Origin of the sequence: Moritella sp., assembly GCF_013215705.1 — a bacterium.
GTDB lineage: Bacteria > Pseudomonadota > Gammaproteobacteria > Enterobacterales > Moritellaceae > Moritella.
In genome coordinates this window covers 1-22324 of the sequence record NZ_JABSQR010000028.1, presented here as the reverse complement: position 1 = coordinate 22324, position 22324 = coordinate 1, and the positions used below count along the sequence as shown (strand labels likewise).

The window sequence follows — 22324 nt, the reverse complement described above, 5'->3', positions numbered from 1 at the left end:
CAAGTTACGACACTGTTTAATAACAAGAATGCAGACTGACCTATATTCTCGGTAGTTTAATTAACCTTGTTTGCAGATTGGTTCTACAAATTCAATTGCCATATCCCAAGGTAACTCAATCCAAGTATCCTGGCTAATAGCAGTAACAAAATCATCAACTAAATGCTCACCAAGAGGCTTCGCATAGACAGTAACAAATTTACCTTTAGGGTACATCTGGCGAATTTTCTTCGCTGTTTCACCACTATCAACTAAATCATCAATAATAATAAAGCCCTCACCATCACCCGGTGCTGATTTTAATACCGTCATATCACGCTGATGATCGTGGTCGTAGCTTGAGATACATACAGTATCAACATGACGTAAGTCTAATTCACGCGCAAGAATGGCTGCAGGTACTAAACCACCACGACTAACCGCAATGATACCTTTCCACTGTGTTGTAGGAAGAAGTTTACGAGCAAGTTTACGCGTATCACGCTGTAAATCATCCCAAGATACTATAAATTTATCACTCATTTAACCAACCTCTATATACACTTAGCGAACGAACTAAGGTATAGCTATATAAAATCATCAACGAAGGGTTACGTACAAAAAATTCGACTTTGCACACGCAATTTGCAACCCGTAAAGATACCAGTACTTGACCATCAGGACAAGTTATTAGCTAGCGATTACCTCTTATGGAGTGTGATAATGCGACAACTTGTTTACGGTATCGCATAACTATAGATTAACACAGTGGATTTAGAATATTACGCTTTACTATCTCAATAAACTGGAACATCCTTTGTCTCATGCTAAGTATGATGATTAATTCCAACTAAGGAGCTACTGTAGTGGCAAATTTAAGTAATTTAGAACCGCAAGTTGTCTGGAATATTTTTGAGCAAATGTGTGCCAATCCACGTCCTTCAAAGCATGAAGAAAAGGTCTCTGCGTGGATCCAACAATTAGCGAAAGATCATAACGTTGAATGTAAAGAAGACAAAGTGGGCAACCTTATCCTACGTAAACCCGCGACCGCTGGTATGGAAGATCGTAAGGGTGTGGTATTACAAGCGCACATGGACATGGTTCCGCAAAAAAATTCTGACACCGAGCATAACTTTATTACTGACCCTATCGATGCCTATGTTGATGGCGAATGGGTAACAGCCCGCGGTACAACACTCGGAGCTGATAATGGTATTGGTTTAGCTGCAAGTCTTGCCGTCATCTTTTCAAACGATATTGAACATGGTCCACTCGAAGTCCTTGTCACTATCGATGAAGAAGCAGGTATGACTGGCGCGTTTGGTCTTGAAGCTGGTTGGTTAGAAGGTGACATCCTACTAAACACCGATTCAGAAGACGAAGGCGAAGTATACATGGGTTGTGCGGGCGGCATCGATACCACAGTGTCTTTTTCTATCGAACGTGAAGACACGCCGACGGATCACCAAACATTTGAAGTATCTATTTCTGGCCTAAAAGGCGGCCACTCAGGTGTTGATATTCACCTTGGTCGCGGTAATGCCAACAAATTACTGGCTCGTTTTTTAAAAGAAGCGGGTCGCGATATGGGTGTTCGCCTTGTTGAGATTAACGGCGGGTCACTACGTAACGCAATTCCACGTGAATCTTTTGCAGTTATTACTGTTGCGCCAGCACAACGAGAAGAGTTTAAAGCGTGTTTAGAATTCTTTGCTAAAACAATTAAAAAAGAGCTTACAGCGACAGAACCTGATTTCACAATCTCACTGATCCCAGTTCCAAATGAACCAACAGTGATGACTCAAGATTGCCAGACTCGCCTTATCACTGCACTTAACGGTGTATTCAATGGTGTACTGCGCATGAGTGATGAGATTGAAGGTGTAGTTGAAACATCATCTAACCTTGGTGTAATTCAATCACGCGGTAAAACAGTGCATATTCAATGCTTGATCCGTTCTTTAGCTGACTCTTGCCGTCTTGATGCACAAGAAATGATCGCATCGGTATTTGAACTTGCGGGGGCCGACGTGAAATTTGACGGTGCTTACCCAGGTTGGAAACCAGATACCAGTTCACCAGTGATGCAGATCATGCGTGACGTATATGAAAAAGAGTTTGGTTCTGTACCAAAAATCATGGTTATCCATGCAGGTCTAGAATGTGGTTTATTCAAGACTTCATACCCAACGATGGACATGGCATCATTCGGTCCAACCATTTGCTTCCCACACTCACCTGATGAGAAAGTAAATATCGCCACTGTTGATATGTTCTGGAAATACTTACTGGCGATCTTAAAAGCGATCCCAGTTAAGTAAGCTAAAACACGCTATATCGATTGACTCGTTTGCGTTGAGTCTGCGAACCATTATCAAAAAGCCAAGTCTCGTACTTGGCTTTTTTTGTAGCTAACATACTAATATAACGTCATCAAACGCGACGCGATAGACAACAGCTGTAGTGCAACGTACCGATTGCATTTTGCATTAATCCCATCACAGTAATAATAAGTGTATATCCATTGAGGGATGACGCTGGCCAGCAATATTTGCTACAATTTAGTTATATAAACAATCCTATGAAAGATAAGCGAGTGATGATGAAAAAAATGGCCATTTTAATAATCAGCCTAGCCAGTTGCTTTTCGACATTTACGACGCAAGCCAGTAGCGCAGACGACGCGTGGGATGCCTCTAAAGAAGCGATGGGAGAAGCATGGGATAAAACCAAAGTAGCAACAAATAAAGCCATGGAAGCCGCGAAGAGTAAAACAGATGAACTATTAGAAGAAAGTGCGGAACACGGCGATGAGTGGTTCGAATCCTTAAAACAAGGTGCCGAATCAGGCTGGGATAAAACCAAGAAAAAAATAGAAGAGTTGCAGAAAGAATTAGATGAAGCACAGAAATCAACAGCAGAAGATGAAAAAGAGCAAAAACAATCGGCACCTCAAGCAGCGCCGATTGATAACGCGATCCCTGAATGGCAAAAAGCTTAGTTCTAACGAGTCAGAACTAAGCTTTATTAACAACCAAGCGATATCAGCGGCAGCTTGAACTTAAATTCCGCTGCCAGCCACTTCATCATTTTCTTCATGTAGACCACACTCACGCTTTAAACCAAAGAAGCGTGTTTCTTCTTCCGTCATGCCTGCTTCCAGTGGTCGTGATGTATGCACATCACCGACTGAGACATAGTTCTGTTCCCACAACGGATGATAACTCAACCCGTTATCTTGCAGATAATAATGAATGTCTTTATTGGTCCAATCAATAATAGGCAAAAATTTAAAACAGCCATTTTGAATAGACAATACCGGTAACGCTTCGCGACTTGATGACTGACTACGACGTAAACCAGAAAACCATACTTGTGCACCCAATTCTTTCAGTGCGCGTTTCATTGGTTCAACTTTATTAAGCACATTGTATTGGGTAATGCCCTCAACACCTTGTTCCCACAATTTACCATAACGCGACTCCTGCCAAGCAGCAGACTGCGGCGCGCTATATATCTGTAAATTAAGGCTGAGTTGTTGAGTTAACTTATCAATAAACTGATATGTCTCCGGGAATAAGTGCCCGGTATCGGTTAAAATCACCGGAATATCAGCTTTAAACTGCGTTAGCAAATGTAAACTCACGGCAGCTTGAATACCAAAGCTCGATGACAATACTAATTTGTCACCCAGCTCAGTAACAGCCCAATCAACACGTTGCTGCGCGGTCATCTCTTCTAACTGAGCATTAACCACGGTTAAAGCTGCTTTCTGGCCTGCCTTATCTAACGTTAATAATTCATCTAAGTTCAATTTAGCCATGGAAATCTCTCGACGCAATAATCACAGGTTTAATCACGTCACTGCGCACCACAAAATCACCAAAACGTTCATCAGGTAAGGCATTACTTGCCCATTCTGCAATTAATGTATCAAGGATCGCTAAGATCTCTGCTTCACCAATATTTTCTCGGTACATCTTGTTCAAACGCATGCCGTTATTCTTCGCGCCCAAATACATATTGTATTTACCAGGCCCTTTACCAACAAAGCCAACTTCCGCTAAGAATGGACGACCACAACCATTGGGACAACCGGTCATACGCATCACAAAGTGTTCATCAGGAATGCCGTGTTTTGTTAGTAAACCCTCAACTTTAGTCACCAATGATGGTAAATAACGCTCTGCTTCAGCCATCGCTAACGCACATGTCGGCAGTGCAACACACGCCATTGAGTTCAAGCGTTGCTGACTTATTTCATCTGAATACAGGCCATATAAACGTGCCAGACGTTCGATTTGTTCTTTATCTTGCTCTGCCACACCAGCAATGATTAAGTTTTGGTTGGCGGTCATTCTAAAATCACCTTGGTGGATCTTAGCAATTTCAACTAACCCGGTTTTAATCGGATGGGTTTCGGTATCAATGATACGACCATTTTCAATAAATAGCGTTAAATGCCATTTATTATCAATGCCTTTGATCCAACCAAAGCGATCACCACGAGTGGTAAACTCAATGGCTTTTGGTGTTTCAAATTTAATACCTGAACGTAATTCGACTTCTGCACGGAATTTATCCACACCATGGTCTTCCAGGGTGTATTTCAAACGTGCACGTTTACGATCAGTACGGCAACCCCAATCACGTTGTACCGTTAATACCGCTTTCGCGATTTCAACTGCATCTTCTGGTTTTACAAAACCAAAATCATCCGCTAAACGCGGGAAAGTATTCACATCACCATGGGTTGTCCCCATACCGCCGCCCACTAATATATTGAAACCAGCGAGCTTACCGTTATCGCCAATCGCCACAAAGTTTAAATCATTGGCATGAATATCCACGTCGTTGTGTGGTGGAATAGCGACGGCAATCTTAAATTTACGTGGCAAGTAAGTTGGCCCATACATAGGTTCAACTTCATTACTATGCACTTTTTCACCGTCTAGCCATAATTCTGCATAGGCATTGGTGTTTGGTAATAAATCATCACTTAAACGAATAGCCCACGCATAAGCTTCTTGGTGTAATGCAGATTCAACCGGGTTCGGTGTACACATTACATTACGGTTCACATCACCACAGGCGGCAATCGAATCCAAGTTAACCGAGCCTAATGCTTGGATCAATGGCTTCACTTGTGGCTTTAAAATACCATGGTACTGAAATGTTTGACGTGTCGTCAGACGGATACTGCCATAGATAGTTAAGTCACTGGCAATACGATCTATCTCTAACCATTGCTCAGGAGTACAAATACCACCCGGGACACGCGCTCGTAGCATAAAGCTATGACGAGGTTCTAACTTTTGTTTCTGACGCTCGGCACGAATATCACGATCATCTTGCTGATAAAAACCATGAAATTTCGTTAATTGCATATCATCATCTGACAGTCCGCCAGTGATTTGATCTGCTAAGCCTTCAGCAATGGTGCCGCGTAAAAAATTACTTTCTGTTTTAATGCGTTCATTAACCGCTAATTTCTTGTCGCTCATCAGTAAACATCCCTCTGATAACGTTTATTTCGACGTAGTTCAGCAACATACTCTTCTGCTTCGCTACGCGCTAATTTACCTTGCTCTGCTACAATCTCGATCAATGCTTCATTGACATCTTTCGCCATTCTATCGCCGTCACCGCAGACATAAACATGAGCGCCTTGCTCTAACCAGGCATACAGCTCTGCGGCATTTTCACGTAAACGGTCTTGCACATAAACTTTCTCTGCTTGATCGCGTGAGAAAGCCACATCCATCTTAGTCAATAGACCCGATTTCAAGTACCCCTGCCATTCAGTTTGATACAGAAAATCATCAGTAAAGTGCTGGTTACCAAAGAATAACCAATTATTACCTGCGGCTTCACGTACGTCGCGCTCTTGTACAAAAGCACGGAATGGTGCGATCCCGGTACCAGGACCAATCATGATCACAGGTGTGTCATCGTTACTTGGTAGACGGAAGTTATCGTTGTGTTCAACAAAAATCTCAATCTCAGCGCCTTCTTCAAGACGTTGAAGGAAACCAGAAGCACCACCAATACGCTGTTCACCGTTTTGCTGATAATCAACTACAGCAACAGTCAAATGCACTTCACCTTCCGCTTCATTAGGACTTGAAGCAATGGAGTAAAGACGTGGCGTTATCTTGCGTAGTCCACTCAGTAGTTGCTCGGCGGTTAATTTTGCTTTCTTTTCATCAATCACATCTAAGATTTGACGACCATAACAATAGTGACGTAAGGCTGCTTTATCATCGAGTAATTTAGCTAATTTCTTCGAACCAGATAGTTCAGCATAAGTCTGGATGAAACTTGGATAACTCTGGGTTAATTCGAAACGATTAATCAGAGCATCGCGTAAATTGTCAGTTTCATTTGCGACGGTAACCGTTTCGGTACCATCTAATTCCAGTTGGTCTAAAATAGCATCGACAAGCACAGGATCATTCTTAAACCAGATCCCTAACGCATCGCCAGCTTGATAACTAATACCAGAATCATCTAATGCAATTTCAACATGACGAATATCTTTAGCAGAGAAACGCCCAGTGATCTTTTGATTCACTAATAGTTCGGTTTTAAATGGCTTCTTTTTTGTATAGGTATTAGCAACATGATTTGACGCCACAGCAGCAATCGGTGCTGCCGTCGTTGTTGCTTCTTCTAGCGTTGCTTTAACTGCGGCAAGAGCCTGTTCGCTCCACGCAGCAACCATATCATCATAATCAACATCACAGTCAGCACGTGCGACAACCGCTTCAGCACCCAGTGCAGCTAAGCGCTCATCAAACTCCAAACCGGTTTGACAATAGAACTCATAACTTGTATCGCCTAATGCGCAGACACTGTATTTAAGCTCTGGTACTTTAGGGGCTTTTTTAGAGGCTAAGAACTCATGGAAAGTAACAGCATCATCTGGCGCTTCACCCTCACCATTGGTACTCGCGACAATCAGCAAATGCGATTCTGTTTTCAATTCTTTGGCTTTATAATCTGCCATATTCACAAGTCGGGCTGCGATACCTTGCGCTTGCGCTTGCTGATAAAGTTCTTCCGCTACGCCTTTGGCATTACCGGTTTGTGAACCAAATAAAATAGTGACACGTTGCGCAGGTTGAGAAACCGCGCCTTGTGCCTGTACTTGAGTTCCAGATGCTTGGCTTATCCCTGCCAAATACCCACTCACCCACGCGGTTTGCGTTGGTGACAAATCATTAAGTGCTAATTGCAATTGTGATAACTGCGGTCCACTCAACGGACTCGTCAATGATGATAGTTCCTTTAATAGCATATTACGGCTTCCACTGTGCTGAATTAGGTAAAGATTAACGACTGTTAACGATAACCACAAAGAATAAATAATGATTTTTTATTCCTTTTCGTTATATGCAAACTCACCACCTCGAGTCTATACAACAAATAAAACAAACCTTACCAACAAAATTAACACCTAACTTTAACATTTATAGTGTAATTCGACATACTTACATGGCAAAATAGTTATTCCAAAAAACCATTAGCAGGAACATAAAATGGCAACTTATTTACTGACACAGTTAAATGAACAAGGCGTATTAACGTTAACCCTCAATCGATTAGATAAACTCAATGCATTTAACGGCGCGTTTTATACCGAGCTAGCGGAGGCTTTTCGTCAGGCTGATAACAACCCAGCTGTACGAGTGGTGATACTGCGCGGTTCAGAAAGTTGTTTCAGTGCTGGTAATGACATGGCTGATTTCATGAATGGTATGGGCTTCTCTAAAGATCAGCCACTGGTGCAGTATATGCTGGCATTATTACACTTCTCAAAACCAGTCATTGCCGCAGTAGCGGGGCCAGCTATCGGTATTGGTACCACGATGCTCATGCATTGTGACCTCGTGTACCTAGCCGATAACACCGTACTGCGCCTGCCATTTACTGACCTTGCCGCCGTACCAGAATATGCCGCTAGTCTTATATTACCGCGTCTTGCCGGTCATCAACGCGCCGCCGAATTGATGTTGCTTGCAGATAAATTTGATGCGCAAACCGCATTAGAAATCGGTCTGGCTAACAAAGTACTTCCCGCTGATGAATTATTTGCAATGGCTGAAAAAAGTGCACTAAAGCTAGCGGCGAAAGCGCCTGCATCGTTACGTAATACCAAAAAATTGATGAAAGCCGAGTTGATTAACCAAATCGAAAAAGTCATCGACGTTGAGCTTGAGTACTTCTCAGCAGCACTCGAAAGTGAAGAATCAAAAGAAGCAGTAAGCGCCTTTATGCAAAAGCGTAAACCTGATTTCTCACGATTTAATTAATCGCACCCCATATACCGATTTATAACTATTAATATGAATCTGTTGACAATTATCTGACCAAATTATTGATATTACGCAAAGTAGAACAAAAAACAACGCTTTGTTTTCTGTTCTACTTTACCTATCAAAGTGGTCAGCGCATAATCAAACCTTATACATGTTTATACGCACGTAGCGCCATCATGCCGCGAGGGCGATGAGTGCGATGAGTGCGAAGCTGTACCATAGCATGTGATATTTATATTTTAAGCGGTAGATAATTATGATAACAAACAGTGATGGTTATATTCAGCTAATTCACTTTTTAGCTGATAACTTAGCTATTTTTGAACACCATAGCCAGCAAGGCACTTCAAGCACTGACACGATTGGGGATATCTTTTCCGAACATATCGCCAATAATACCATGACGGTTTGCAGTCAACATCAGCAGCTTACTGAAAAGCATCGCTTTGTTATTATTCGTGAGATAGATGCTATTGTCGGTGATTTAGAAGAAGTATTATCGAGTGCTTGGAATGTATCACCAAGCCATGAGCAAATGGCGTTTATCGAAGAATTCGTTGGTTTAATGAAAAATTTATTTGATAGTGAAATATCTAAATTAGTATAAGTGACTTTAATATAAAATTAAGAAAAATAAAAAGCCAGCCCACATAACATGGGCTGGCTTTTTTATACACATAAAAGCGAGATTATGCTTTTAGACAACGCTCACCACGAGCGATACCACAAACACCACTTCGAACAACTTCAACAATTTCAGTGCTCGATGCTAATGTTTTAATAAAGGCATCAAGCTTATCGCTATCACCGGTCAGTTGTACGGTATATAAAGAATCAGTGATATCGACAATTTGACCACGGAAAATATCCGATGTACGCTTCACTTCAGCACGGACAAAACCGGATGCTTTTACTTTAATTAATAACAGCTCACGTTCAATATGCGGACCTTCGGTAAGATCACTCACTTTTAGCACATCAATCAGCTTATTCAATTGCTTCATGATCTGCTCGACAACAGCCCGATCACCATTTGTAACCAAGGTTAAACGCGAAAGCGTGTCATCATCAGTCGTTGATACAGTCAAAGACTCAATATTGTAACCACGTTGTGAAAATAAACCAACGATTCGGGACAAAGCACCTGATTCATTTTCTGTTAATACTGAAATTATACGTCTCATGAGGTGGTTTTCTCCGTCTTACTTAAATACATATCGTCCATTGCGCCATATTTAATTTGCATCGGATATACATGCTCTTCTGGATCAATAATAATATCCATGAATACAACACGATTTTTGTTTTCTTCCGAGAAGCACTCAGCAAAGGCTTTATCAAGATCTTCAGGTTTACTCACCTGAATACCAACGTGATGATAAGCTTCCGCTAACTTAACAAAATCAGGCATAGACTCCATATAAGAGTGAGAATGACGGCCATCATAGAACATTTTCTGCCACTGTTTAACCATGCCTAGCGCACCATTATTCAGGGTGATAATCTTCACGGCAATACCGTATTGCAGACAGGTAGATAATTCTTGGATGTTCATTTGAATAGAACCATCACCAGAAATACAACATACTATCTTGTCTGGGTTGGCAATTTTAGCGCCCATAGCTGCAGGAAAACCAAAGCCCATCGTCCCTAGACCGCCGGAGTTGATCCATTGGCGTGGTTTATCGTACGGGTAATACAAGGCACCAAACATTTGATGTTGGCCTACATCCGAGGTAATAATCGCTTTACCCTCTGTATGTTTATATAAGCCTTCGATAACCGCTTGCGGTTTAATTGACAACCCGGTTTCATAGCTAAGGCATTTTTTAGTACGCCAGCTATCAATTTGTTTCCACCAAGCAGCACGTTCTTCTTCGTTCGCGGTAACATCCAACTCTTCAATAACCTCAAGCATCTGCTCAACAACCACTTCGATAGAACCAACAATGGGAATATCAGCGTGTACTGTTTTAGAGATTGATGTAGGGTCGATATCAACATGAATAATTTTTGCTTCTGGACAGAATTTATCAATCGCATTGGTGACACGATCATCAAAACGTGCGCCTAAACAAATGATAAGATCTGAGTTGTGCATGGTTTTGTTCGCTTCAAACGTACCATGCATACCTAACATACCGACATTTTGTGGATGCGTACCAGGGAAGATACCCAGCCCCATCAAGGTATTCGTTACTGGTAGGTTTAACTGTTCTGCAAATTTAAGTACTTGTGTTTCAGCATTCGCAATTACCGCGCCGCCACCAACATAAAGTACTGGTTTTTTAGCCGTTGCAATCGCTTTAACGGCTTTACGCACTTGTCCTTTATGACCCGATGTAACTGGGTTATATGAACGCATAGATACGTTTTCAGGGTATTTGTACGGAAATTTAGCTAACGGGTTTTGCGTATCTTTTGGTAAATCGATGACCACAGGTCCAGGACGACCTGTTGACGCGATATAATACGCTTTTTTGATTGCTTCTGGGATCTCAGAAGCTGTTTTACATAAAAAACTGTGTTTTACAACAGGGCGAGATACACCCATCATGTCCGTTTCCTGGAATGCATCGTTACCGATCATTGACGTAGGAACCTGACCCGATAAGACAACCAGCGGAATTGAATCCATATACGCGGTAGCAATACCAGTAATACAGTTTGTCGCCCCCGGTCCTGATGTAACTAGGACGGTACCAACTTTCCCTGTTGAACGTGCATAACCATCTGCAGCATGTACTGCAGCTTGCTCATGACGTACTAAAAAATGTTCAATTTGACTTGATTCGAATAACGCATCATAAATATCAAGAACAGAGCCACCAGGATAACCGAAGATATGCTCAATACCCTCATCTTCCAGTGAGCGGATTACCATTTCGGCACCAGACAACATTTCCATAAGCAGGCCCTCCCGGCCCATTTCCTAATTCTAGTTTGACAACTGTCGACATTGTAACAAATTAGTTACAAGTTTAAACTTCCCATTGAATTAGATTTAACTTTATTTTTATTGGTTTATTTATTAAAATTAACAAAATAAAATCATCTTTAAAAGCAATATAAGAAATTAAATATTAAAAAAATTCATCATCATTACTTAGAACGATATATTTCGGCCGGAAACACGGAGGAAATAAAGAGATACACACCAGCAACACATTGATTTAAAATCAAAAAATATCGCCTACGGTAAGTTACCCATGTGATAACACACAGCTATTTTAAAACAAACAATTTATCGAACAACGATATAATTAACTATACTGATGGCTGGTCTATCATTTCAGCCGCATAATTTTCATTTCGATTCGCCAACCACATATGTAACGTTGATAACGACATAGGTTTTGCGTACCAGTATCCCTGTACCTTAAAACAACCTTGTTTAAGTAAGAATTCTGCTTGCCCTGGATGCTCAATGCCCTCACCCAGCAACTCTAACTTTAAAGCCTCAGCCATAGCACAAATACCTTTCACTATTTTTTGACTACGTTCCGACTCAACGACACCTTCAATAAAGCTACGGTCCAACTTAATACCATAGAACTTAAATTTATGCAGATAGCTAAATGAAGAATAACCAGTACCAAAATCATCAATCCATAACTTGATGCCTAAATTATTTAATTCGCGTAATACGCGCAAGTTATCACTATCTGCATTCATTAATGTGGTTTCAGTTATCTCAAAATGGATCTGAGCGGCGGATAAAGAATAACTCGCTAAAATACTCCTGACGTTATGTACGAAAGCATTATCTGCAAGTTGTTGTGGGGCGATATTGATCGCAATGAAGTACTCAGGATTGTGAATCTGTAATAACGCTAAATCACTGCAAACTTGTTTAATGATCCATTGACCTATAGTCACGATAAGACCCGTTTGTTCAGTCACAGGAATAAAGTCATCGGGGGGCACTAAACCACGAACAGGATGATTCCAACGAATTAACGCTTCAAAGCCTAGTTCTTTTTCTGTTGATATATCAATGATCGGTTGATAATAGATTTCAAATTCACCATTGATAATCGCCTGATTAAGTTCTTGCTCAAGATGGACTCGGTATTCCAATTCGCGCATGTACTCAGGTTTAAAAAAAGCCACACCATGCTTGCCTGACTCTTTGACTTTATACATAGCCATATCCGCTTTTTTCAATAATGAGTCTCTACACGTACCATGCTCAGGACTAATACTGACACCGATGCTGACACCGATAACGATACTCTCACCAGACAATTGAATTTTGCGACGGATATTTTTAAGCAATTGGTTCAAGATAGGCGCGATATCTTCAGCATCTGAAAAACCCATTATTAATATGGCAAATTCATCGCCACCAATACGAAAGATATCGGTTTTATACATGTTAGGTTGCAGAGGGTAATCTAACGATAATTTAATGCGTTGCGCGATAATAGCGATGACTTGATCGCCGACATTATGACCTAAAGTATCATTAATATCTTTAAGGTCGTCGAGATCTAAAATACATAACGCGGTATTACCTTGCCCTTCTGCCATTCTGCTATCGAGCATTTCTAGAAATTTAAATCGATTGGCGAGTCCTGTGCAATTATCTAAATATACCGATAAATCCAGCTCTACAAGTCGCCCTTGTAAGCGGGATAACTCCAAATTAGTTTTTCGCAGACTCGTCCTGTAGTTACTTGTTTTATAGATACAAATAACACTAATAACGCTGACAAAAATAGTAATGAATACGGAAGTAGGCGTTAAGATGATCGTATGGCGTAATGCTAATAAAAAGAACCAGATTGCATTACTCGAAAACGCGAAAAGATAGATACAAAAAAACAGTGCTAGTGAGCTACCAACCGCAATGAAGGTAAGAACAATTTTACGCCATTGATGTGAAGTATTCCCAGTATTGAACTTGTCCATAATTAGCACTATCCGTTGTTACCAATCTGCTTAATCCATATTCAATTAAGATTAGTTCAGATCAATAACAATGGGGTGAATATTTTACTAGGCTCAGTAATAAATGGAAGAAAGTGCTAGAGCAGTAAAGGTTCACTCAGTAATAAATGTGATCTAGACATAACAATCCCGTTGTAAGTCACCTTAACAGTGCATAACGGGATTATTATGGTAGGAAAAAAGCTTAAGGTTTTATATTTTTTCCTTTTTTAACAGTGCTATACATACTTTCGATCAAGCTACTATAACGCTGTTGAATCACTTTACGTTTTAACTTAAGCGTCGGTGTTAGCTCACCTTTTTCATTGGTAAACGGTGAGGCCATGAGCTTAAATTTCTTCACTTGCTCAAATTTAGCCAACTCTTTCTGCATTTCTTTAACACGCTCATCAAGCAATTCAACTATCTTAGTATGCTTAAGTAATTCAACATATGATTCGTATTTTAGATTCAGTGTTTTAGCATATTCTTCAATTGCTTCTTGTGCAGGCACAATCAAGGCCGAGGCATATTTTCTGGCATCCGCAAATACGGCGACTTGTTCAATGAAACGATCACGACCTAACGTACCTTCGATTAATTGTGGGGCAATATATTTACCACACTCTGTTTTCATTAAATCTTTCAAACGGTCGGTAATATACAAGTAGCCATTTTCATCAATCGCCCCTGCATCACCCGTTTTCAACCATTCACCGTCAAAGGTTTTTGCCGTTTCTTCTGGCTTGTTGAAGTAACCGCGCATGACAGTCGGGCTTTTAATCAAGATCTCGTTTTCAGCGCCCAGTTTCACTTCAATACCCGGTAACACCGAACCAATCGATCCGAGTTTAAAGTCTTTCGAATAACAGCTCACTGTCGCCACAGTTTCTGTCATGCCGTAGCCATATTTAATGTGGATACCGATTGATTGGAAAAATAAGTTAACTTCATCATCGAGTTTTGCACCCGAGCAAGGGAAGAAGCGTACATTGCCACCAAATACGGCGCGCAATTTAGTAAATACCAATTTATCAGCGATCGCATGTTGCAGTTGCAATAATGGCGACACAGACGTACCCGCTTGTTGTGCTGCAAAGCGTTGCTTACCGACGCGAACAGCCCAATGAAATAATTTTTTACGGGCTGCCGGGGCATTCTCAACTTTATTCATCATCGTTGTATGGATTTTCTCATACAGACGAGGCACAGCACACATCACAGTAGGCTGGGTATCGGTTAAGGCTTTTTGAATGCGCGCAGGATCTTTCAGGTAAGTATTTTCGGCGCCCCATAACAATGTATTAAACGTCCAAATACGTTCAAACACATGGCTTAACGGTAAGAATGCTAATGAAACATCATTTTCTTCTAAACGCGTTTCGGACTCATTCGCTGCTAATGCAGCTTTAATGTTAGCATAATCAAGCATCACGCCTTTCGGTTCTCCGGTGGTACCAGAGGTATAAATCAAGGTCACAAGATCATCTGATCTAGCTTGTTCAATACGTTGTGATAGCGCTATAGATGATGAGCTATTAGGTGTGAACGCGAGCATATCGGCATAAGCAACAACACGAGGATCATCAGGTAAATTAACAGTCGAAGAAAACACAATAAGGGATTGCAGCGATTCACATTTATCAAGTAAGGGTAAGGCGAGTTTTAACTCCGCTTTATCACCAATAAACATGCAGGTAATATTAGCATCATTAATTATATATTCAGCTTGTGATGAAGTACTGCTTGGATAAAGTGGTACCGAAACGGCTCGACACTGCTGCAGCGCTAGATCGGCAATCGTCCATTCTGGTAAATTATTTGACCAAATACCCACGCTATCCTGAACTTTAAGCCCACGATTAAGTAAGTTATTTGCCAGACCTTCGATACGTTCACCCATCTGTTTCCAGCTAACGCGATCCCAACCGGTTTTCGTTTTACTCTTCAGGGCTGTTTTATCTTGATACTTCTCAATCCTTGCAAGGATCTGATTTACGAAATGCTGACTCATGTCTATTTCTCATGTTAATTCGGGCGCAAACGAAATTCGGCTTACACTTGTAAGCCAGAGAGGGTAGCCTGTAAAATTTCATTTGTAAAATAAATGAAGATTTTATAATCTATTTAACACTAAACAATCCAATAATATCGTCATTTTAGTTATACACTGGTGGTTTAACCACAAGTTACAACTTATTTAGTCATTACGCTCGAAAATAATAAGTTAAATGTCGCTAGTGACTGGCTAAATGCGACCAACTGTCTAATGGTTCATCACAGTCTCTTTCAACTAAAGATATATCAATCCCCATATCAGTTAATTCTTTCAGTGTTAAGTCATCTGCAAGCTCAACCATCTCGCCTTGTTCATTTTTAAATAACATATCTCACTCCACGATAAAATACCTAATTTAAGTGTGGCATAGATCAAAGAAAGGTCTAATTTCGCTATGTGATAAAGTAATATAGCCACGCTGGTCTTACGGCTTGCCTATATTGTGTATCTGCCAGTAGCTGGGGATAAATCAATTGACAAAAAACAACCAAGCCTGTAATGATTAAAGCATAAAATTAATTTATACATATAGATGGCTAAAGCGAGTCTATATAACGGCAAATTGAAGGATTCATAATGTCAGACCAGGTTATTATTTTTGATACGACCTTGAGAGATGGAGAGCAAGCATTATCTGCAAGCTTAACCGTAAAAGAAAAATTACAAATCGCCTTTGCACTTGAGCGCCTAGGTGTTGATGTAATGGAGGTTGGTTTTCCAATTTCATCACCTGGTGATTTCGAATCCGTGCAGACGATTGCACGTAATATTAAAAATAGTCGTGTTTGCGCCCTTTCTCGCGCGCTTGAAAAAGATATTGACGCTGCAGCCCAAGCGCTGTCAGTTGCTAAAGACTTTCGTATTCATACCTTTATTTCAACATCTGATATTCATGTTAAAAGTAAACTAAAACGTAGCTTTGACGATGTGCTCCAAATGGGTCGCCACGCCATTAAACATGCCCGTCGCTATACAGATGACGTTGAGTTTTCTTGTGAAGATGCCGGCCGTACCCCAATCGATAATCTATGTCGTATGGTTGAAGAAGCCATTAAAGCCGGAGCCACCACGATTAACATTCCAGATACCGTTGGTTATACCGTGCCATCGCAATTCGGCGGCATCATCACCGACTTATTCAATCGTGTGCCAAATATTGATAAAGCAGTGATCTCGGTACATTGTCATGATGACCTTGGCTTATCGGTAGCGAACTCCATTGCTGCCATACAGCAAGGTGCTCGTCAAATCGAATGTACTATCAATGGTATTGGTGAACGCGCAGGTAACTGTTCATTAGAAGAAATAGCCATGATCTTGCACACACGCCAAGATTTATTAGGTAAAACCACCAATATTAACGCACACGAAATTTACCGAACCAGCCAGCTAGTCAGTCAACTCTGCAACATGCCAGTACAGGCGAATAAAGCGATTGTGGGAGCTAACGCATTTTCACACTCCTCAGGTATTCATCAGGATGGCGTACTGAAAGCAAAAAATACTTACGAAATTATTACCCCAGAAAGCATTGGTCTAACGCAAAACAAGTTGAACCTAACCTCACGTTCTGGTCGTCATGTGATTAAACATCGTATGGCAGAGCTGGGTTATACCGACAATGATTATAATCTTGAAGAGCTGTATGAAAGCTTCTTACAACTGGCGGATAAAAAGGGCCAAGTATTCGATTATGACCTTGAAGCATTAATTTTCTTTAATAACTTGCACGAAGATGAAGCACATTTTAAATTAGATTATCTCAGTGTTCAGTCCGGTTCTGGTGTGAAAGCAACCGCAACAATTAGCTTAATTTCACGATTAGAAACAACGGGGGAATCTCGTACAGATACTGAAGCGGCGATAGGTAATGGTCCGGTTGATGCTGTTTATAAATGTTTAAGCCGTATTTCTGGCTTCGATATCGATATTGCCGATTATCACATCACTGCAAAAGGTGAAGGTAAAGACGCGCTGGGTCAAGTCGATATTGTCGCAACGTATGAAGGCCGTAAATTCCACGGTATCGGCTTAGCAACAGATATCATCGAATCGTCGGCGCTGGCTTATATCCACGTAATGAATAATATCCATCGCGCCAACGCGGTAGAACAACAGAAACTTAAAAAACAAAATCAATAATACAAATTCGATAATAGATAGAAAAGGCGGCTAAGGATGACTGTAACAAAACACAATATTGCTGTATTACCAGGTGATGGTATCGGTCCAGAAGTAATGGCGGAAGCAATTAAAGTACTTGCTGCTGTACAAAGTAAGTTTAATTTAGAACTAACGTATGATTTTAATGATGTTGGTGGTATTGCGATCGATAACCACGGTACACCATTACCAACAAGCACACTAACGGCGTGTGAAAATTCAGATGCGATCTTATTCGGCTCTGTCGGTGGTCCAAAATGGGAAGGACTACCACCACAAGAACAGCCTGAACGAGGCGCATTATTACCATTACGTGGGCATTTCAAACTATTTTGTAATCTACGTCCAGCTAAAATTCATGCGGGTTTAGAAAAATTCTCACCACTGCGTGAAGACATCTCAAGCAATGGTTTTGACGTAGTTGTCGTACGTGAATTAACTGGCGGCATCTACTTCGGCTTACCAAAAGGTAATAAAGGCGAAGGCGCTGACGAAACTGGTTTTGATACCATGCTTTATAGCCGCGCTGAAGTTGAACGTATTGCTCGTATTGCCTTTGAAGCGGCAAAACTACGCGGTAAAAAAGTAACGTCGGTTGATAAAGCTAACGTACTCGCGACCTCTGTATTATGGCGTAAAGTGGTCATTGAAATTGCCCAAGAATACCCAGAAGTTGAACTAGAACATATCTATGTCGACAACGCAGCAATGCAGTTAATCAAAGATCCATCGCAATTTGATGTGCTGCTTTGTGGCAACTTATTCGGCGATATCATCTCTGATGAATGTGCAATGATCACAGGTTCGATGGGCATGCTGCCATCAGCAAGTATGAACGATTCTGACTTTGGTTTGTACGAACCAGCAGGTGGTTCAGCACCCGATATCGCAGGTAAAGGCATTGCCAATCCAATTGCTCAGATCTTATCTGCTGCAATGATGTTACGGTATTCATTAAAACAAGAAGAAGCGGCACAAGCGATTGAACAAGCCGTTTCATTTGTATTAGAAGAAGGTTATGCGACAGGCGATCTGCACAGTGATGCCAATGCGAAACCAGTGCAAAATACCGCACAAATGGGTGATTTAATTGCCGCTAAAATTGGCGCTTAATTAGCACCACATTAACCATGCAGTTTAACTTTTCTATACATGTCTTCGATTAAAGTAACGGGTTATAACAACAAGGCCGATAGTGAAAATACACTATCGGCCTTTTTATTGGAGCGTAATTACATCTCTTTGAATTGATGGCGCGAATATAAATCTCCAAGACTAAGTCAAACTGGTAAATTCCACCCCTATTTGATAATTATCACCACTATTATCGATCCGAGTTACCTTTGCTTCGGCTTGTAACGGTGGGACGCGGCTATCGCCAGTCGGTAGAAAAATACTCACGCTATCGTTTAAAGAAAAATAATTTTCAGATATATCTAACGACATGCCACTCGCGCTTAAATCACGACAGATAGCAGTAATATTACGCTCTTCATCCGTCACCTGCACCGGTGAATCGATTAACATTCGGTGATAACTACGTCGTTCCAAATTAGCTTTTAGCACATCAATATCCCTCTTATGACTCTAATTTATAAATGCTGATAAAAGTATAAATCATTCAAATATCTAAATGATCCATTACTTTTTTGAGTATAGTCATCATTTACTAACCCGGGATAGAGCAACTCGAATAATGCGATCTCAACAACTATTTCACTAGTCATTTAGCCACTATCTACTCGCAATCCAGCATGCCTTTATCCACAATAAAATCAATAATCTGTTGTAAGCCAATGTGCTTTTTCATATTAGTGAACACATACGGTTTATCAGAACGCGTAATACCTGGACCGCCTTTACGGGGGATCTTTTTCACCTTCGGCAACATCAATTACATAAATAGTTAAATCGGCTAACTCAGGACTAAAAGTCGCACTTAAATTATCTATATGCACCACTCAAAGGATAATTAAATGTAGATTAGTGAAAGTCAGGGTAAGCGTTGCGGTAAAGCCAGATTTTATGGTTCTACCGCAACCTAAATGGTAAGATCTTCTCAGTTAACCGGTATGAGCATGCGGACTAGAATATTTCCATAACGGTGTCCAGTACGATTTAAGTAACTCGCCGACCGCATCACCTTCAATAAGATAATTAACTTCAGAAAGATTCCCTGGGTACATATTGTCAGACCCAACAATACATACCTCATCATCAACAATCATAATCTTGGCATGATTCCCAGGCGCAGCATCCACGCGACCATAAAAATAACCACTGGCACTAATAGTCGTCCAGAATGGATGACCAATAATCCCTTTTTCAGGCGGTTCTTCCGATAACGATTTACCTTTTAAAGTCGCCGTTCGACCTTCGATTGGTAATTCTGGCCACTTATATGTTTCCCCTTCGTCTTGCTTATCGAACGGTACTTGATCCGTATAAAAGAATGGCGCAACAAATAATCGCGATAATGTATTGGCACGTTTTCCATCACTATCATCAAGCAGGGTATCAGTATCAACATCGTGAGTGATGTAATATTTAATTAATTCAAATGTGCGAACGGCACCCGATCCAAATGAGTATTGATCACCCCCTGCACCCGCTCCTGCATCTAATGGAGAAACGACAATCTGAACATTCAGATTTTCATTTTTTAATAATGCTTCAATGATCCAATGACATACAACATGATCTTTCCAGTTCTTTTTCCAAGCACTAATGACATCCTGCTGTGACATGCGAATACTACTTTTAGCATTTAAAATAAGGCTTTTCTTCATAATTTCAGAACCTATTTTAAAATCAGTATCTCGGTTAGGACCCGTCCAATATTTACCTACCGTTAAAATTCGACTGGCCTTTTTATATTGATCTAACTGAGCATAAGAATTGTAGACGCTGCGTTCTTCGAATACATAGGCCTTCAGATCTGCTATTGAGCGTAAATCAAAGTCTTTAATATTACTGGTTGGTGGCTGTGGTGCTAAATCTGGTCTTACCGGATCTGAGCCTGGTTGAACACCCGTCTCATGGACCGTTAAAACATTACCTTGTTTTTCTTTTATATAATCCTGAACATAGCTTAGTGCTAACGGATCACTTGGGTAGTCAGGTTCCGCATCTCTGTTATTCCAATTGAGTGTATCAACATCTAATGATTCTTTAGTTAACAGAGCAATATCTGCTTTCCACATCTCATTTAAAAATAACTGAGATCCATAACTTGCATCACCATGAACCACCACTGATACATCATGAACTGGCGGATAACTTCTGAATAAATCCATATTTAGATTATGACCACCAACCAAAGACTCAACACCATCGCTGACGATAATTTTGGTATGATTCCAGGTCATTTTTGTATCTGAGTCAGATATTAATGCAGCAGGTAAAAACTTCTTTTGCGCCGACATCCAAGAACCTGATACACGCTCAAAGAAACGACCCACCACAAATTCTGGCATGACTTCCCAATATTGAGAACGACTGCGTATAAGACGAACCAATGCAGATTTAAAATCAGTTAAATTCTCAGGTTCATTGATCGGGTATAAGGGTGTTTGTCCAAATAAAAATCTAAATTGCGTCGGTTCACTTCTACCCATCTGCTTTGTTAATGATGTATCGATTGCACCTAAGATAGCTTTAGCCCAATCAGGATCAGGACTATTAAGAGACGACACATCACATCGGTAACGTGTTTTTTGAACAATTTCAACGATTGCTCGTTCAAACTCACCTTGACGTGCAATCGCCCTCGGCATTATCGCAGGTCCAAAAGACATCCCCCAAATATTTGGGGTATCCAGTAACCTGACATAATTGTTTTCGCTATCATGATAAAAAAGCTTGTTTTCGGACAACTCACTTTTAATATCGTCTATTTTACTCATATTTATTCTCATCTATTGGCGTTATTTTAAAAACTAAGGAATGCGGAAACCTAACCAAAATACAAACATTTGAATTAAGTTGAAATTTATTTATAAGAACTTCCAATCAACCCAACCTTTATTTTTTCGTTCCGTAGTAACAGGGTATGAAAGCTTATAAGGTGGATCGCCAACCACATCATCCATGTAATAAGTATCATTTGGATTTCGTCCCCAAATAGATGAAATACGTCGAACATAAGGCCTATTCGGAAAAGAGGTGCTGTTTCGAGTTGCCCCGCCGCCCATTACGTCAAACTCACGATGGAAGGTATGAATTTCCTGTCGTAACTCTAATACGCCTTTTTCAACAGCGCAGGGAGTAGAAAACCTCGAGCCCCATTCAGTCAAATAACCTCTGGCTATTTTGTATATCAATTCGGGTACAGGCGCGACAGTCGAACTCGTATTTGTTGGATCATAGTTACCATCGGCAGTCGTATTCCCCGCAATTGTGCTATGTCTTCCTCGACAAGTATAAAGTTCATAGCCTTTAGGCTGAGGGCGATTTTCGTCAGGTAATAATGGATCTACCTGCTGTACTTCGTTTGCCATTACCCCCCATCCAGGATATCTTTTAATCCAATCTAACCACGATTGCGAATGGATCGTTATATTATTATCCTCGCCTCTCATTCGTCCATTTGGTCGAGGTACTAGAGCCTGAAAAGCATGGTCTTGAACATTTAAATTGTACGACTGATCCCACGAGTAAATACCAACATAATTAACAACATTCGGAGGTAGTTGCGTCAAAATACTCCACCAAGTTCCAGGTCCTGGAACAGGGTCAATCGCGAGGATATTAACTGGTGTATTTCTTGTCTTTTCATCACCGTAAGCGTAAAGAAACCAAGCGGCCATAATACATTCACAAGCACCTCGGCTGTGGCCAATAAAATTAAATGTATCCGCTTTACTCG

General features: G+C 40.7%; 18 protein-coding genes and 1 pseudogene. 6 read left to right on the top strand and 13 right to left on the bottom strand.

Annotated features, from left to right (window positions below; all coding sequences use genetic code 11):
- Positions 1 to 60: 60 nt before the first annotated feature.
- A complete protein-coding gene (gene gpt, locus HRT96_RS16970) occupies positions 61 to 522 on the bottom strand; it encodes a xanthine phosphoribosyltransferase (RefSeq protein ID WP_293159110.1) in 462 nt (153 codons plus the stop codon).
- Positions 523 to 845: 323 nt separating this feature from the next.
- Between gpt and HRT96_RS16965 the strand changes: the two genes are divergently transcribed.
- Complete coding sequence (locus tag HRT96_RS16965; protein ID WP_293159108.1) at positions 846 to 2303, top strand: aminoacyl-histidine dipeptidase; 1458 nt, start codon at positions 846 to 848, stop codon at positions 2301 to 2303.
- 278 nt (positions 2304 to 2581) lie between these two features.
- Entirely contained in the window at positions 2582 to 2983 is a 402-nt protein-coding gene (locus HRT96_RS16960; protein WP_293159106.1) for a hypothetical protein, read from the top strand.
- Positions 2984 to 3043: 60 nt separating this feature from the next.
- Here the strand turns inward: HRT96_RS16960 and HRT96_RS16955 are convergent, their stop codons facing one another.
- From HRT96_RS16955 to HRT96_RS16945, 3 genes are read right to left on the bottom strand one after another with little or no spacing between them, the layout of a single operon-like run.
- Positions 3044 to 3805, bottom strand: a complete 762-nt coding sequence (locus HRT96_RS16955) for a phosphoadenylyl-sulfate reductase (protein ID WP_293159104.1) — start codon at positions 3803 to 3805, stop codon at positions 3044 to 3046.
- Positions 3798 to 5486 carry an assimilatory sulfite reductase (NADPH) hemoprotein subunit gene (gene cysI / locus HRT96_RS16950; RefSeq protein ID WP_293159102.1) on the bottom strand — a complete coding sequence of 563 codons (1689 nt, stop codon included), beginning with the start codon at positions 5484 to 5486 and terminating at the stop codon, positions 3798 to 3800. Before cysI ends, HRT96_RS16955 begins: the two co-directional genes overlap by 8 nt.
- Positions 5486 to 7282: an assimilatory sulfite reductase (NADPH) flavoprotein subunit gene (locus tag HRT96_RS16945; protein ID WP_293159100.1), complete on the bottom strand. Its 1797-nt coding sequence runs from the start codon at positions 7280 to 7282 to the stop codon at positions 5486 to 5488. Before HRT96_RS16945 ends, cysI begins: the two co-directional genes overlap by 1 nt.
- A gap of 241 nt (positions 7283 to 7523) precedes the next feature.
- On the opposite strand from HRT96_RS16945, the gene HRT96_RS16940 reads away from it, so the two are divergent.
- Both HRT96_RS16940 and HRT96_RS16935 read left to right on the top strand, forming a co-directional pair.
- A complete protein-coding gene (locus HRT96_RS16940; RefSeq protein WP_293159098.1) occupies positions 7524 to 8297 on the top strand; it encodes an enoyl-CoA hydratase in 774 nt (257 codons plus the stop codon).
- A 262-nt stretch (positions 8298 to 8559) separates the two neighbouring features.
- Positions 8560 to 8910 (top strand): DUF3802 family protein, encoded by a 351-nt coding sequence (locus tag HRT96_RS16935; RefSeq protein ID WP_293159096.1) that lies wholly within the window; start codon positions 8560 to 8562, stop codon positions 8908 to 8910.
- An 82-nt stretch (positions 8911 to 8992) separates the two neighbouring features.
- Here HRT96_RS16935 and ilvN read toward each other — a convergent pair whose 3' ends face one another.
- From ilvN to HRT96_RS16910, 5 genes are all read right to left on the bottom strand, one after another.
- Positions 8993 to 9487, bottom strand: a complete 495-nt coding sequence (ilvN, locus tag HRT96_RS16930; RefSeq protein ID WP_293134985.1) for an acetolactate synthase small subunit — start codon at positions 9485 to 9487, stop codon at positions 8993 to 8995.
- Positions 9484 to 11211 carry an acetolactate synthase 3 large subunit gene (locus tag HRT96_RS16925; RefSeq protein WP_293159094.1) on the bottom strand — a complete coding sequence of 576 codons (1728 nt, stop codon included), beginning with the start codon at positions 11209 to 11211 and terminating at the stop codon, positions 9484 to 9486. Before HRT96_RS16925 ends, ilvN begins: the two co-directional genes overlap by 4 nt.
- Positions 11212 to 11570: 359 nt before the next feature.
- A complete protein-coding gene (locus tag HRT96_RS16920; RefSeq protein ID WP_293159092.1) occupies positions 11571 to 13217 on the bottom strand; it encodes a bifunctional diguanylate cyclase/phosphodiesterase in 1647 nt (548 codons plus the stop codon).
- 223 nt (positions 13218 to 13440) lie between these two features.
- On the bottom strand, positions 13441 to 15249 hold the full coding sequence (locus tag HRT96_RS16915; RefSeq protein WP_293159090.1) for a long-chain fatty acid--CoA ligase: 1809 nt from the start codon (positions 15247 to 15249) through the stop codon (positions 13441 to 13443).
- A 223-nt stretch (positions 15250 to 15472) separates the two neighbouring features.
- On the bottom strand, positions 15473 to 15622 hold the full coding sequence (locus HRT96_RS16910; RefSeq protein ID WP_112715242.1) for a 2-isopropylmalate synthase: 150 nt from the start codon (positions 15620 to 15622) through the stop codon (positions 15473 to 15475).
- A gap of 248 nt (positions 15623 to 15870) precedes the next feature.
- Between HRT96_RS16910 and leuA the strand changes: the two genes are divergently transcribed.
- Both leuA and leuB read left to right on the top strand, forming a co-directional pair.
- Positions 15871 to 17436: a 2-isopropylmalate synthase gene (gene leuA / locus HRT96_RS16905; protein WP_293159088.1), complete on the top strand. Its 1566-nt coding sequence runs from the start codon at positions 15871 to 15873 to the stop codon at positions 17434 to 17436.
- Positions 17437 to 17472: 36 nt separating this feature from the next.
- Positions 17473 to 18570: a 3-isopropylmalate dehydrogenase gene (gene leuB / locus HRT96_RS16900; RefSeq protein WP_293159086.1), complete on the top strand. Its 1098-nt coding sequence runs from the start codon at positions 17473 to 17475 to the stop codon at positions 18568 to 18570.
- Positions 18571 to 18732: 162 nt separating this feature from the next.
- Here leuB and HRT96_RS16895 read toward each other — a convergent pair whose 3' ends face one another.
- The 4 genes and pseudogenes from HRT96_RS16895 to HRT96_RS16880 all read right to left on the bottom strand — a co-directional run.
- The gene (locus HRT96_RS16895; protein WP_293159084.1) at positions 18733 to 19023 is read right to left on the bottom strand and encodes a PilZ domain-containing protein; all 291 of its coding nucleotides are present in this window, start codon (positions 19021 to 19023) and stop codon (positions 18733 to 18735) included.
- A gap of 172 nt (positions 19024 to 19195) precedes the next feature.
- Positions 19196 to 19406 (bottom strand): annotated as a pseudogene (locus HRT96_RS16890) (urease accessory protein UreG); the annotation flags it as partial.
- Positions 19407 to 19520: 114 nt separating this feature from the next.
- Entirely contained in the window at positions 19521 to 21362 is a 1842-nt protein-coding gene (locus HRT96_RS16885; protein WP_293159082.1) for a hypothetical protein, read from the bottom strand.
- 90 nt (positions 21363 to 21452) lie between these two features.
- A partial coding sequence (locus tag HRT96_RS16880; RefSeq protein ID WP_293159080.1) for a hypothetical protein occupies positions 21453 to 22324 on the bottom strand: 872 nt, incomplete at its 5' end.